The organism is Coprococcus comes ATCC 27758 (genome assembly GCF_025149785.1).
Taxonomy (GTDB): Bacteria; Bacillota; Clostridia; order Lachnospirales; family Lachnospiraceae; genus Allocoprococcus; species Allocoprococcus comes.
The window spans coordinates 2,638,248-2,651,783 of sequence record NZ_CP102277.1 but is presented as its reverse complement, the minus strand read 5'-3'; the positions used below and the strand labels follow the sequence as shown (position 1 = coordinate 2,651,783).

Genomic DNA, 13,536 nt, shown 5'->3' with positions numbered 1-13,536 from the left:
ATCAAAGATGAAGAAGATTTTGATGTTAGGTACAGGTGGGACGATCGCATCCCGTCAGACAAAGGATGGACTGGCACCGGGACTGACACCGGAGGATATTTTATCTTATATTCCGGCTGTAAAAAATGTATGTGAGGTTCAGACAAAGCAGGTGTGTAATCTTGACAGCACGAATGTAACACCGGAACACTGGAAAATGATGGTAAAAGCAGTGGAAGACAATTATGCATATTATGATGGGTTTGTAATCTGCCACGGCACGGATACGCTTGCATATACAGCGGCGGCACTTTCTTATATGATACAGAATTCAGCCAAGCCGATTGTTGTTACAGGCGCGCAGAAGCCAATCAATATGGATGTGACAGATGCGAAGACAAATCTGCTGGACAGCTTTATTTATGCGGCGGATGATGATTCCCAGGGGGTCAACCTTGTATTTGACGGAAAGGTAATTGTCGGGACACGTGCAAAGAAAGAGCATGCAAAGAGTTACAATGCATTTTCGAGTATCAATTTTCCGTATCTTGCAGTTATTCAGGATGGTATCCTGGTCCGGTATATTCCGGAGATCCCGTGCCGCCATGCAGTTAAGTTTTATTATGATATGAAAGACAGTGTATATGTATTAAAGCTAATCCCGGGAATGAAGCCGGATATTCTGTCCTATCTGTTTGAACACTATGACTGTCTGGTAATTGAAAGCTTTGGTGTAGGTGGTATTCCGCAGACGCTTGTTCAGGAATTCTATCAGGAGATGGAAAAATGGTCAGGTAAGGGAAAATTTGTCGTGATGACAACACAGGTTGCCAATGAGGGAAGTAATATGACGGTCTATGAAGTCGGGAAAAAAGTTAAGCAGGATTTCAATATGATCGAAGCCTATGATATGACGCTGGAAGCAGTGATCACAAAGCTGATGTGGCTGATGGGAAGAGAAGAACAGGATATGCAGAAAGCATTCTACACGCAGATCAATCACGATATCCTTTTTACAAAGAGAGGATAAAGCAGGTGCAAATAAAAGAGGAAGGGTTCCGGATGAATGGAATACCTTCCTCTTTTTGAATATTTAATTTTATCCGGTTAGATTTTTTCAAAGTCGCCGATCATGTCTTTGATCTCTTCCATGTGGCAGTCAGTCTCGCTTACAGTTTGTGCACATTTTAAAAGTTCGGCTTCGATAGCCTCGATATCTTTGTCAGCACCGATTGTTTTTTTGTAACGAAGCTGATGATCTACACTTGCCCAAAAATCCATTCCGATCGTGCGGATCTGGATTTCGGCGCGCATTGGAGCTTTCCCTTCTGTAAAGAAAACCGGGATCTCAACGATCATATGATAGCTTCGATAACCGTTTGACTTTGGCGCTTTTATGTAGTCTTTGATTTTAAGAACGGTAATGTCATCCTGTGAAGTGATCAGGTTGGCAATTGCATAAATGTCACTGATAAACGGGCAGATCACCCGGATTCCGGCGACATCGTCCAAATTCCTGACAATACTTTCCTCTGTAAATGGCAAGTCACGTCTGCGCAGCTTTTCATAGATGCTGGCAGGACTTTTTACACGGGATTTGATAGATGAGATTGGATTGCGTTTGTTTACTGCTGAAAACTCATCATCAAGGACTTCAAGCTTTGTCTGGATCTCGCGGATCGCACAGCGATACTTCATCATCAGAACATCAAAGTTCTTATTATTATTGATAAAATCAGCCGGACTAATCGCATTTAGCCACTGTGATTCCAGTGCAGTCGGATGCTCAGAAGCCGGAATCAGGTTAAGTTGTGTCTCCATATGATTACTCCTCTTTATTCTGGTTGCTTATATTATTATAGCATATCTGGGGTAAGGTGCATAGCATACAGAGTATGGAAAATGTCTTAAAAATAACAATCTTTTAAATGCTATGGAATCCTTTTCCGATAATCTCGCTGGTGTTGGAAATCAGAATAAAGGAAGAAGGATCATTTTCCTTGATAAAGTTACGGAGTTTGATTGCCTGCTGACGGTTCAGCGCTGTAAAAATAATGTATTTCTGTTCACCGGTAAAGGCTCCGTGTGCTTCACAGATTGTGGCGCCTCGACCGAGTGAGTGGACGATATAATCGCAGATCGGTTCCGGATTACTGCAGACAACGTTGAAATATTTGGAAAGGTTCAGACTTTCAATAAAGCTGTCTACAAGGAAGGAACGGATGATCAGTCCGAAACAGGAATAAAGTCCTGTTTTTACGTCGAAGATAAAGAAACCTGCAACGGTGATTGCAATGTCGGAGCAAACCAGTGCACGTCCGATGTCAACACTTGTAAATTTCTTCAGGATCATGGCAATAATATCTGTACCTCCACTGGAAGATCCGATATTGAAGAGGATTGCAGAACCGAGTGCCGGGAGTGCAATTGCAAACATTACCTCAAGCATAGGCTGATTGGTAAATGGCTGGTTCATTGGAAAGATTCGTTCAAATAAAGAAAGCGCAACAGAAAGCAGGACACTGCAGTAGGCTGTCTTTGCAACGAATTTTTTACCGAGGATCACTGCGCCAAGAATCAGAAGTGACATGTTGGCAACGAATGAAAAGTCGGCAGCAGAAATAAGTCCGGTTTTGGCAATCAGTACGGCAAGACCGGTGATTCCGCCAAATGTGAAGTTGTTTGGAAACTTAAAAAAATAAGTCCCTACTGCGATCAGCAGAGTTGCTCCGCTCATTGCAATAAAATTTTCGATTTTTTCTCTCATTTTATATTCCCCGATTGATTCATAAAGTTTTAGAAAACGGATGAAATACTGAAAAATATCACCCGATTTCCGTTGGTATTGTAACGCCGAAAATGTATGAAGTCAACCGTTTTAGAGCATTTTCGTAATGTATACGATGATACGAAGATACGGGGATTTTCGTGCATGATTCAGCGCCCGAAAGGACATACTAAAAGACAAAAAAGGAGGATGGATTATGGAACAATATATACCGGTTACAGATATTATTGCGCGGGAAATTCTGGACTCGCGCGGGAACCCGACTGTAGAAGTAGAGGTACTTGCAGGGAGCCATTTTACAGGAAGGGCGATGGTTCCTTCCGGGGCATCGACAGGAAAATATGAAGCAATTGAGTTAAGAGACGGAAAACACCGCTATCAGGGACTTGGTGTCAGACGCGCCGTGGAGCATGTGAATGACCGGATCATCCGGGAAATTCTGGGAATGAACGTGCTGGAGCAGGCGAAGCTCGACCGGGTGCTTCTGGAGCTTGACGGGACAGACAATAAGATCAATCTGGGAGCAAATGCAATGCTTGGAGTGTCTCTTGCAGCAGCAAGGGCAGCAGCAGATGCGCTGGAGATTCCGTTGTATCAGTATCTTGGCGGTGTAAATGCAAAGCAGATGCCGGTTCCGATGATGAATATCCTAAATGGGGGTGCTTGTGTTATTATAATGACACAAGGCAGAACCCCTTATAATACAAGGGCTCTAGCGATTTAGTCCTAAATAAATTTCGTAACCAATCAACGAATTTATGAAGGAAAGGCCTCTCTTTTATAAATAACACAGTACAGAAGTAATAGAATTTCAGAACTCTGCTGAGATGTATTTACTATACCACGAAAGCGGTGATAATTGAATAAAAATATATTTTGGACTGAATTAGCTCGCATGAGATTTATATCTCAGCTGTCTGATTCAGTCTTTTTATTTAACAAGAAAGAAGGGAAAGATTATGGCAAAAGTAATTTCTATTGTAAACCAAAAAGGGGGAACGGGAAAATCAGCATGTACAGCTAATTTAGCAGTAGGATTAGCACAAAAGAATATGAAAGTGTTAATCGTTGATGCCGATCCACAGTCTGATGTATCCGCAGGATTTGGATATCGTGATTGTGATGAAAGTAATGAAACACTTACAGCTCTTATGGATACAGTAATGAAAGATGAAGATATTCCTTCAGACTGTTATATCAGGCATCAGGCAGAAGGAATAGACATTATCTGTTCTAACATTGGACTGGCAGGTACGGAAGTACAGTTGGTAAATGCAATGAGCAGGGAATATGTATTGAAACAGATTTTATATGGTATCAAGGATCAATATGATGCAATTATCATTGATTGTATGCCATCATTGGGAATGATCACAATCAATGCACTGGCTGCATCAGATGAAGTACTAATTCCGGTTGAAGCGTCTTACCTGCCAATCAAAGGATTGCAGCAGTTATTAAAAACAATCGGTAAGGTCCGTAAGCAAATCAATCCGAAGCTGCAAGTCGGTGGAATTCTGTTTACGATGGTCGATGCTCATACGAATGATGCCAGGAATAATATGGAACTTCTCAGAAATGTATATGGAAGTCAAATTCATATCTTCGATAATTATATTCCATTTTCTGTAAGAATGAAGGAAGCAGTCAGAGAAGGACAGAGTATTTTCTCTTATGATCCGAAAGGCAAAGCTACAGAAGCTTATCGGAGAGTGACGGAGGAGGTGCTGAAAGATGCCATCTAAAAAAAGAGCAACTCCCGTTTCCTTACAGCCGCTTGATGCATTGTTTGGAACAAACGAAGAGACAACCAATGGAATTAGTGAGATAGCAATAGGAAGTCTTCATCCATTTACGAATCACCCGTTTCAAGTAAGAGATGATAAGAAAATGGAAGAATTAACGGAAAGTATTACACAATATGGAGTGTTGGTTCCTGGTATTGTGCGGTTGAGAGAATCTGGTGGTTATGAGCTGGTAGCTGGTCATCGGCGAAAACGAGCATGTGAACTTGCTGGACTAGAGAAAATGCCGGTTATCATCAAAGATCTTACGGATGATGAAGCGACGGTGATTATGGTAGATTCCAACATTCAACGAGAAGAGCTGCTGATCAGCGAAAAAGCATTTGCTTATAAAATGAAATATGAGGCGCTAAAGCGTCAGGGGAAACGGTCTGATTTAACTTCTTGCCAAGTTGGCAAGAAGTTGGCGGCAGAAGAAGTCAGTCAGAATACAGGAGATAGTTCCAGACAGATTCTTCGATATATTCATCTGACAGAGTTAATAGCAGAGCTATTAGAATTGGCAGACGAGAAGAAGCTTCCCTTTAACACAGCTGTTGAAGTTTCTTATTTGAGAACTGAAGAACAGCAGATATTACTTCAGTATATGAGTAATCACAATATGGTACCGTCCATGAAGCAGGCAAAGGAATTGAAACAGATTTCAAAAGAGCGGATGTTGACGTATCCAGAGATTGACCAGATTTGCATGAATGAAAGTACTGAAAAAGTTCAGGTGCAGATTCCGGCGAAGAAATTGAAACAATATTTTCCAGAGACATATACAAAGACTCAGGTGGAAGAAATTATATTTATGCTGCTGGCATCGTGGGCAGAAAGAGAGGGGAAAGAATGAGCAATGAAGATATGGCAAGTAGAATACAAGTCTATCTGAAAAAGATAGAAAAGATACGTGTTAAACGGATGAAAAGAGAGAAGTTTAAACATTTGTTGAAAACATTAGGATTATCAGCAGGAAGGAAGTGAAAGTATGGCTTTAAAAATTGTACGAAGATATGATGCGAACGGAAGGGAGCTTACGGAGAAAGATCTGAAAACCTTTCGATTGGATTCTCCTGTGGTTAGAGAAATATTGGCAAACTTTAATCGGGAGGTGGCGGAAGGAATCAGACAGAGGGAGAAAAAGGGTGACGATTGAAGACGTAATTAAAAAATCAATTCTGCCGCTGGCATTTATGGTATTCTGGTTTTGGATGACAAAAACAATAATGAAAGTCAGTGGTCAGACAGATTGGTTCTGGTGGATATTTATTGCCGGATTGCCATTTGGAATACATAAAATGCGGCTGATTCTAATCCCTAGAGGAATGGATACCACAGCAACACTTGGTATGGCTGCATTAAGTGTCATCATTGGAGCATTGATCGGAAGTATCATAATTCCAGTGTATGTGATCAGAGCGATATACGTTTTTATACGGTATATCATTGGAAGATAGAAAATTAGTTTGATAAGAGGCAGGCTTGCGAAAACAAAAATCGTAAGTCTGCCTCTTTTTTTGTGCCTAAAAACAGGCAATTCAGGGTAAATCCCTTTTGCAAATATATATACTTGGAGGATTTTTAAGATGAGAGAGCGAATTGAAAGTAAGCATGTAACAAAAGAAATCAAAAGTCAGATGCCAGTGATCCCGGTGGAAATTGTTAAAGAAAGAGGCTGTACGTTCTGTCCGTATTATCTGGGCAATTATGAGAAACAGCCACGCTGTATGATGAAAACCTGTGCCTGGGATGATGAAAATGAACGTTTCCATCCAGTTCTTCGTGGACTGATTCCATTTTATAAAGAGAAGATGGAAAAAGCAGAAGAGAAGTTCCTTGCAATGAAAAAGATTTATACAACACTGTTAGGAATGTTTGCCGATGAAATGAAGCAAGAAGAGTTGGAAAAAGATGAATGTTACGGATGTGCCTATGGAAAATGTGGACCATGTATCGGCATCTGTTACAAATCAATGAAAGTATAGGAGGGTTAAGCCAATGAATACAACAGTTATTTCCGGGCGATTGGTAAGAAATCCCGGATACAACGAAGTGGAGAATGAAAAAGGACTTCATAAGATTGCCAAGTTTGTTCTGGCAGTCAGAAGAAATTATTCCGATGAAGTCAGTTTCATTCCGGTAAAGGCTTTTGCAAAGAAAGCAGAATTTGCCAGAGATTATCTGATGCAGGGTACGAAGGTCATGGTGGAAGGCGAGATTGTCACGGGTAATTATGAAGATAAAGATACCGGAAAAAAGATTTATACCACCGAAGTGTATGCAAACCGGATTGAATTTGCTGGTGCAAAAATGGTTGACAGATCACCGTTTCCAGAAGATGCGGAAGGGTTCTTAGAGATACCGGAGGGCATGGAAGAGGAAATGCCGTTTAGATAGAGGAGGATTAAAAGATGGTTTCAGTAGATCAGGCGTATATGGTAGAGCATATGAAAAATGCCGATGGAAGTATCAATAACAAAAATGTAGTGCTGTCAGCAGCATGTGAAGCAGCAGAACTGTTCCAGTGCATGATGTCAGTAAATCAGAAACTGGAGGACTGGCAGAGATTTAACCACACTTTGGAGATGCATCTGAGGAGTGTGGAATGTGAGAAAATCCATGATATCTGTCAGGCAGTATATGGAATGAAACATCCGTCCAATGAACTGGAAGGATTGTATCTGGCAAGGGAGGATGAACAGATATGCCTGCTGTATTATCAGGTATTTGTGGGTATGTTGGAAATCAATATCAATTCAGCTGAAGTGCTGTACAAACAGAAGGAGGAAATAATCAATGAGTAAGATGGAGTATATGCCGGTAGATTGTCTGCAGGTGCCAAAGATGCTGTTCCAGATGGAAAAATACAAAAATCTGTCAAATACAGCAAAGATTTTATACAGCTTATTTCTGGATCGCTTAAAATTTGCGGTGCAGAATGGCTGGGTAGATGGTGAAGGGGATTTATTTGTAATCTATCCGAAAAGTGAAATGAAAAAAGACCTGAATACGACCAGATATGGCGTAGATCAGGCAGTGCAGGAACTGGTTCAAGTTGGTAATCTGGTGCGTATCATTTCAGACAATGGAAAGGCGAACCACTTTTATATCAATGATATTTATGAAAATGAGATGGAGGAAGAATCAATGATGACATTAGACAGCATTATGGCAAATATGCCGATGGAAGAAAGAAAAATTATCATGGACAAGATGGTGAAAGCATCCAGAGATATTCTGGAAACGATTGCGGATATGGGATATCTGGATGAATATGAGACACCACTGACTTCAATGGAAGAAAGAAATTATCGAGATGAGCTTGGACAGCTTGATATTGATCAGATTTCCTGTGATGGCTATGAATTTGGCATGGACCTGGCATTTGGAATCCTGGAAGAAAATGAGGAAAATGCTGATAGAGTACTGGACATTCAGAAGTATGTGAATAGGCAGCATAAAAAGTGTTCAAAAAAGAAATTTATGAAAGTTTTGGAGACTCTGGTACACGCAATAGGAAATGATGAAGGATTTATTGCCGATATGTATGCGTGTGATAAAAAGGCAAGGAAAATTTATCTGGAAGAAGCGGTGAATGCGTTCAATTATGTGCTTGATGAATTGTGTCATGGCACAGGAAGTGCAGCAGGGTATGACTTCAACAATATGGAAGAATAGGAAATAAATCATGGCAGATTTTGAATATTTCAGAGCAGAAGAATCTGACCAGTTTTCTTTTTTCCGAATACCGAAAGCCCTGTTTACAGAAAAGGAATTTCAGGGTCTTTCCACAGATGCAAAACTCTTGTATGGAATCCTTTTAGACCGCATCAGTCTATCAAAGAAAAATGGCTGGATTGACAGTGACGGTTATGTCTATATCATTTATACGATTGCAGAACTGCAGGATCTTTTGCGGATGTCCCATACGACTGTAACAAAGCTCCTTTATGAACTTGACAGTGTGCATGGAATTGGATTGATCGAACGGTATCGGCAGGGGAATAATCGTCCTTCTGTCATATATGTGAAAAATTTTGTGAAACGGATCAGAGGAAAGCCAGTAAGATACTTTGCTTCTGGAACGCCAGAAACTGGAAATCCAGACTGCAAAGAATTGGAAATCCGGATTGCAAGAAACTGGAAGTCCGGAACGCAAAAAAATAGAAGTCCGGACTGCAAGAATCTGGATGGAAGTAATACTAAGATAAATAAGACTGAAAAGAATCATACTGATAAGAGTAAGGGCAATACTCCCGCTTTGGAAGAAAAATTCAGTCAGTATGGTAGATTTAAAAATGTTGTTCTGTCGGAAGCTGAACTGCAGGAGCTGATGACGCTATTTCCATGGGATTACCAGAAACGGATTGATCATCTTTCTGTTTATATGAAATCCAGTGGAAAAGAGTATCAGAACCATTTTGCAACAATCTGTCTTTGGGCAGAAAAGGATGGAACCAGGATAGGAATGGATAAATATGAATTTCAGGAAGGAGAAAGCCTGTGATGGAAAACAAAGTAACAGCAGATTATCTGGACGAAGAGGGATGTCTTCATTGTGGCACCTGTGGAAAAAGAAAACAGATGAAAGTCAGTCTGATGGGATTTGAGCATGTAGTGTCCTGTTTGTGCGAATGTGAGGTGAAAGCCAGACGGGAACTGGATGAAAAGATGCAGCGGGAAGAAGCACAGCGGCAGCTTTATCAGAGAAAATCCGTCGGACTTCGGGAAAGAAGATTTTGGGAATGGAAATTTGAAAATGACAATGGAAGCAATCAGAAGATACTAATTGCCAGGCAGTATGTAGAAAACTGGACAGATATGAAGAGAAAAAATGTAGGATTGCTTTTGATGGGACCAGTTGGAACTGGGAAAAGTTTCTTTGCAGGCTGTATTGCAAATGCACTTTTGGAACAGGGAGAACGTGTCATGATGACGAATTTTTCCATAATTTTAAATGAAATGACCAGTTATCAGGCAGATAAGAACCAGATTATACAAAATCTTGTGGATTATCCGCTGCTGATTATTGATGACTTGGGAATAGAACGAAATTCCGAGTTTGCCCTGGAGCAGGTCTATAATGTGATAGACAGCCGTTATTGTAAAATGCTTCCGCTGATCGTAACAACGAATCTGGGACTGAATGAAATGAAATCGGCAGATTTAGATACTGCCCATCAGCGTATTTACAGCAGAATACTTGAAATGTGTGTTCCCATCTATTGTGGTGGAGAAGATAAGAGAAAAGAAGAAGGGACAGAAAAACTCGTACAGGTGCAGAACTTGATTACCGGTTAATTTTTTTTTTTCATTAAAGGGGGTGATTGCCATGATTACAGATATGGACAGCAGTTGAATCGCTGAAAGGAGGGAAAAGTCATGCAGGAAGAGGTAACTCAGAAAACGGTCACGTTCTGTATTCGGGCTACTAAGATTACGGCTGACCTGTTGAAAAAGGTTCTTGTTGCGTATCTGCGTCATCAGAAGCAGAAATCAGTAGAGAAGAAAGCACAGAAAAATCAGCCGAAACAGGGAAAGGTCACGGTAAAAGAGCTGGCAAAACAGAATGCCGGGATGGTCAATATCGAGATCACGGACAAAAATATTAAGTCCTTTGAACGGTATGCCAGAAAATACGGGATCAATTATGCTCTGAAAAAAGACAAGAGCAAAGATCCTCCAGTTTATCTGGTATTTTTCAAGGGACGTGATCAGGATGCCCTCAATGCTGCTTTCCGTGAGTTTTCCCAGAAACAGATTCAAAAAGCGAATAAGCCTTCCATTCATAAGCGTCTTGCAGCTTACCGGGCAATGATGCCAAAGAAGACGAAGGACAAAGTAAAGAACCGGCATCAGGAGCAGAGTCGATGAAAAAGAAAAGCGGCAAAACTCTGATGCAGAAGTGGAAGAATAAAATCGGGGGTAAGCTGTCCGCCCTGGATAAAAAGAAACTGGTTCTTACAAATATCCCTTATGCTCTGGCTGCTTTCTATGCAGACCGGGCATTTTTTCTTTACCGGAACAGTCCGGGAGAAGATATGGGGAACAAACTTTTATATGCAATGGAACACGCAGACCGGATTTTTGCTGGTTTTGTGTTAAGCAATAATTGGAAAGATCTGCTAGCAGGTATTGTTGTTGCAGTCGTTCTGAAAGTGTTGGTTTGGCAGAAACAGGCAGACGCAAAGAAATTACGGAAAGGCATCGAGTATGGTTCAGCCAGATGGGGAACCGCAGAGGATATCAAGCCTTATATGTCGGAAGATCCATGGATGAACATTCCATTGACAGCAACAGAAGCACTGACCATGGAGAGCAGACCGAAGCAGCCGAAGTATGCAAGAAATAAAAATATAGTGGTCATCGGCGGCAGTGGTTCCGGTAAGACACGTTTTTTCGTAAAACCATCGGTCATGCAGATGAACTGTTCCATGGTCATTACAGATCCGAAAGGCACTTTGATTGAAGAGTGCGGGAAGATGTTAGCAAAGGGACCACCTAAGAAAGATAAGAATGGAAATATCATGAAAGATAAATCTGGAAAAGTGGTACATGAGCCATATGTGATTAAGGTTCTGAATACCATCAATTTTTCCAAGTCCCTTCATTACAATCCATTTGCTTATATACGGTCTGAAAAGGATATCCTGAAGCTGGTAACGACAATCATTGTTAATACCAAAGGTGAAGGGGAAAAAGCTTCCGAAGATTTTTGGGTGAAAGCAGAGAAATTGCTCTACACAGCACTGATTGCTTTTATCTGGTATGAAGGTGATGAAGAGGAAAAAAATCTGAATACCCTTCTGGATCTTTTGAATGAAAGCGAAACCCGTGAAGAGGATGAAACTTACCAGAATCCAGTGGATATGATGTTCCAGGAACTGGAAGAAAGAGATCCGCAGCACTTTGCGGTCAGACAGTATAAAAAATACAAAATGGCGGCTGGCAAAACTGCCAAAAGTATTCTTATTTCCTGTGGTGCGAGGCTGGCACCATTTGATATCGCAGAACTTCGTGAGATCATGTCTTATGATGAAATGGAACTGGATAAGATTGGGGACAGGAAAACAGCCTTGTTTTTGATTATGTCAGATACAGATACAACCTTTAACTTTGTGATTGCCATGTTACAGTCACAGCTTTTCAATCTGCTTTGTGACAAGGCAGATGATGAATATGGTGGAAGACTTCCGGTGCATGTGCGTGTCATCGCTGATGAGTTTGCCAACATCGGGCAAATTCCTCAGTTTGACAAGCTGATTGCAACTATCCGAAGCAGGGAAATCTCTGCTTCTATTATTTTGCAGTCACAGAGTCAGCTAAAGGCAATGTACAAGGATAGTGCAGATACCATTCTGGGTAACTGTGATACTACACTATTTCTTGGTGGAAAAGAGAAAACTACCTTAAAGGAAATGAGTGAACTTCTGGGTAAGGAAACCATTGATCTGTATAACACTTCGGAAACGAGGAGCAATCAGAAGTCCTTTGGATTGAATTACCAGAAAACAGGCAAACAGCTGATGACAGAAGATGAGATTGCAGTCATGGATGGAGGAAAATGTATCCTGCAGATTCGTGGTGCCAGACCATTTTTCTCAGACAAATATGATATCACGAAACACAAAAATTATCGGTTTCTTGCAGATGAAAATGAGAAAAACCGATACAAAGTAGAAAAAGAGTTAAATCCGCAGTACACACCGAAACCCGAAGAAGAGGTGGAGGTAATTCAGGTGGAGCTGTCGGAGTAACCATGGGAATGAACGAAAAATAATGAGGAAAGGAATAACTGACATTAGGTGCGCCGGCTTTTTAGTCGGTGTTTTTTCATTCCCGTAAACACCTGAAAGAAGTCAGTTTTGGTGAATGTATATGGCATTTTTTAGCAGTGCAATTACAACTTTAAAAACTCTTGTAGTCGCAATCGGCGCAGGTCTTGGCGTGTGGGGTGTCGTAAACCTTCTGGAAGGATATGGAAATGACAATCCCGGCGCTAAGAGCCAGGGCATCAAACAGCTGATGGCTGGTGCCGGAATCATGCTGCTGGGAACTACCCTGATTCCACAGCTGGCAACATTGTTCTCTTAAGAGGAGTGGTAGATGAACACCATCATTGAGAGAATTACGGAAGCGATAAAGGATATCCTGATCGGGCTTATCAAGTCAAGTTTGGATAACATGTTCACGTCTGTCAATGAGCAGGTGGGAACCATAGCCGGGCAGGTGGGGCAGACACCGCAGGGATGGAATGCAGGGATTTTTAATCTGATTCAGAATATATCCCAAACGGTGATTGTCCCCATTGCGGGACTGATCATCACCTTTGTCCTGTGCTATGAATTGATCACGATGGTAACACAGAAAAACAATTTCCATGAATTTGAGACTTATAACATTTTCCTCTGGATCTTCAAAGCGTATGTAGCCATTTATCTGGTGACAAATACGTTCAATATCACGATGGCGGTCTTTGATGTTGGTCAGCATGTGGTCAACAATGCCGCCGGGGTGATATCAGGAAACACTGCGGTGGATGCAACAGAAGCAATTACACGGATTGTGGATGCCCTGGAGGATATGGAGTTAGGGGATTTGTTCCTGCTATCCATGGAAACGATGTTAATCAGTGTTACCATGCACATTCTGTCAATTATCATTACGGTAATCTTGTACGGAAGAATGATAGAAATTTACCTTTATACTTCCATAGCACCAATTCCGTTTGCCACCATGACCAATAAGGAATGGGGCAATATCGGAAGCAACTATTTAAAAGGCTTGTTCGCACTGGCATTTCAGGGATTCTTCATGATGGTCTGTGTGGGAATTTATGCAGTTTTAGTAAATGCAATGACCATATCCAGTGACCTTCATGCAGCAATGTTTTCAGTAGCGGCTTATACCGTGATTCTTGCATTTTCATTATTCAAGACCGGAAGCCTTAGCAAATCGATATTTAATGCCCACTAACGGGCA

The 13,536-nt window shown here is 41.2% G+C and carries 18 protein-coding genes and 1 pseudogene; 17 read left to right on the top strand and 2 right to left on the bottom strand.

Annotated elements, in window-relative coordinates; all coding sequences use genetic code 11:
- Positions 1-7: 7 nt before the first annotated feature.
- Complete coding sequence (locus NQ556_RS13020; protein WP_022220814.1) at positions 8-1,009, top strand: asparaginase; 1,002 nt, start codon at positions 8-10, stop codon at positions 1,007-1,009.
- Positions 1,010-1,086: 77 nt separating this feature from the next.
- On the opposite strand, the gene NQ556_RS13015 is transcribed toward NQ556_RS13020, so the two are convergent.
- On the bottom strand, positions 1,087-1,800 hold the full coding sequence (locus NQ556_RS13015; RefSeq protein ID WP_008371474.1) for a GTP pyrophosphokinase: 714 nt from the start codon (positions 1,798-1,800) through the stop codon (positions 1,087-1,089).
- 103 nt (positions 1,801-1,903) lie between these two features.
- On the bottom strand, positions 1,904-2,746 hold the full coding sequence (locus tag NQ556_RS13010) for a YitT family protein (protein WP_173692571.1): 843 nt from the start codon (positions 2,744-2,746) through the stop codon (positions 1,904-1,906).
- A 217-nt stretch (positions 2,747-2,963) separates the two neighbouring features.
- On the opposite strand from NQ556_RS13010, the pseudogene eno reads away from it, so the two are divergent.
- The 16 genes and pseudogenes from eno to NQ556_RS12930 all read left to right on the top strand — a co-directional run.
- Positions 2,964-3,431, top strand: a pseudogene (eno, locus tag NQ556_RS13005) (phosphopyruvate hydratase); the annotation flags it as partial.
- A gap of 295 nt (positions 3,432-3,726) precedes the next feature.
- A complete protein-coding gene (locus NQ556_RS13000) occupies positions 3,727-4,512 on the top strand; it encodes a ParA family protein (protein ID WP_118142723.1) in 786 nt (261 codons plus the stop codon).
- Complete coding sequence (locus tag NQ556_RS12995; RefSeq protein ID WP_008371486.1) at positions 4,502-5,407, top strand: ParB/RepB/Spo0J family partition protein; 906 nt, start codon at positions 4,502-4,504, stop codon at positions 5,405-5,407. The genes NQ556_RS13000 and NQ556_RS12995 overlap by 11 nt, the downstream gene beginning before the upstream one ends.
- A complete protein-coding gene (locus NQ556_RS12990) occupies positions 5,404-5,538 on the top strand; it encodes a hypothetical protein (protein WP_008371487.1) in 135 nt (44 codons plus the stop codon). The genes NQ556_RS12995 and NQ556_RS12990 overlap by 4 nt, the downstream gene beginning before the upstream one ends.
- Before the next feature lie 4 nt (positions 5,539-5,542).
- A complete protein-coding gene (locus NQ556_RS12985) occupies positions 5,543-5,710 on the top strand; it encodes a hypothetical protein (RefSeq protein WP_008371488.1) in 168 nt (55 codons plus the stop codon).
- Positions 5,700-6,011 (top strand): DUF6050 family protein, encoded by a 312-nt coding sequence (locus NQ556_RS12980; RefSeq protein WP_074108872.1) that lies wholly within the window; start codon positions 5,700-5,702, stop codon positions 6,009-6,011. Before NQ556_RS12985 ends, NQ556_RS12980 begins: the two co-directional genes overlap by 11 nt.
- A gap of 129 nt (positions 6,012-6,140) precedes the next feature.
- On the top strand, positions 6,141-6,539 hold the full coding sequence (locus tag NQ556_RS12975; RefSeq protein WP_074108870.1) for a hypothetical protein: 399 nt from the start codon (positions 6,141-6,143) through the stop codon (positions 6,537-6,539).
- 13 nt (positions 6,540-6,552) lie between these two features.
- Complete coding sequence (locus NQ556_RS12970) at positions 6,553-6,951, top strand: single-stranded DNA-binding protein (protein ID WP_008371494.1); 399 nt, start codon at positions 6,553-6,555, stop codon at positions 6,949-6,951.
- 14 nt (positions 6,952-6,965) lie between these two features.
- Positions 6,966-7,358 (top strand): hypothetical protein, encoded by a 393-nt coding sequence (locus NQ556_RS12965; RefSeq protein WP_008371496.1) that lies wholly within the window; start codon positions 6,966-6,968, stop codon positions 7,356-7,358.
- A complete protein-coding gene (locus NQ556_RS12960) occupies positions 7,351-8,232 on the top strand; it encodes a replication initiator protein A (RefSeq protein ID WP_204576094.1) in 882 nt (293 codons plus the stop codon). The genes NQ556_RS12965 and NQ556_RS12960 overlap by 8 nt, the downstream gene beginning before the upstream one ends.
- A gap of 10 nt (positions 8,233-8,242) precedes the next feature.
- Positions 8,243-9,061 carry a replication initiator protein A gene (locus NQ556_RS12955; protein ID WP_008371503.1) on the top strand — a complete coding sequence of 273 codons (819 nt, stop codon included), beginning with the start codon at positions 8,243-8,245 and terminating at the stop codon, positions 9,059-9,061.
- The gene (locus tag NQ556_RS12950; protein WP_204576093.1) at positions 9,061-9,855 is read left to right on the top strand and encodes an ATP-binding protein; all 795 of its coding nucleotides are present in this window, start codon (positions 9,061-9,063) and stop codon (positions 9,853-9,855) included. Before NQ556_RS12955 ends, NQ556_RS12950 begins: the two co-directional genes overlap by 1 nt.
- 81 nt (positions 9,856-9,936) lie before the next feature.
- Positions 9,937-10,428 carry a PcfB family protein gene (locus NQ556_RS12945; RefSeq protein ID WP_008371518.1) on the top strand — a complete coding sequence of 164 codons (492 nt, stop codon included), beginning with the start codon at positions 9,937-9,939 and terminating at the stop codon, positions 10,426-10,428.
- 23 nt (positions 10,429-10,451) lie between these two features.
- On the top strand, positions 10,452-12,311 hold the full coding sequence (locus NQ556_RS12940) for a VirD4-like conjugal transfer protein, CD1115 family (protein WP_330379096.1): 1,860 nt from the start codon (positions 10,452-10,454) through the stop codon (positions 12,309-12,311).
- A gap of 121 nt (positions 12,312-12,432) precedes the next feature.
- Complete coding sequence (locus NQ556_RS12935; protein ID WP_017144663.1) at positions 12,433-12,648, top strand: Maff2 family mobile element protein; 216 nt, start codon at positions 12,433-12,435, stop codon at positions 12,646-12,648.
- Between the two features lie 12 nt (positions 12,649-12,660).
- Entirely contained in the window at positions 12,661-13,530 is an 870-nt protein-coding gene (locus NQ556_RS12930) for a VirB6/TrbL-like conjugal transfer protein, CD1112 family (protein WP_008371529.1), read from the top strand.
- Positions 13,531-13,536: the final 6 nt, after the last annotated feature.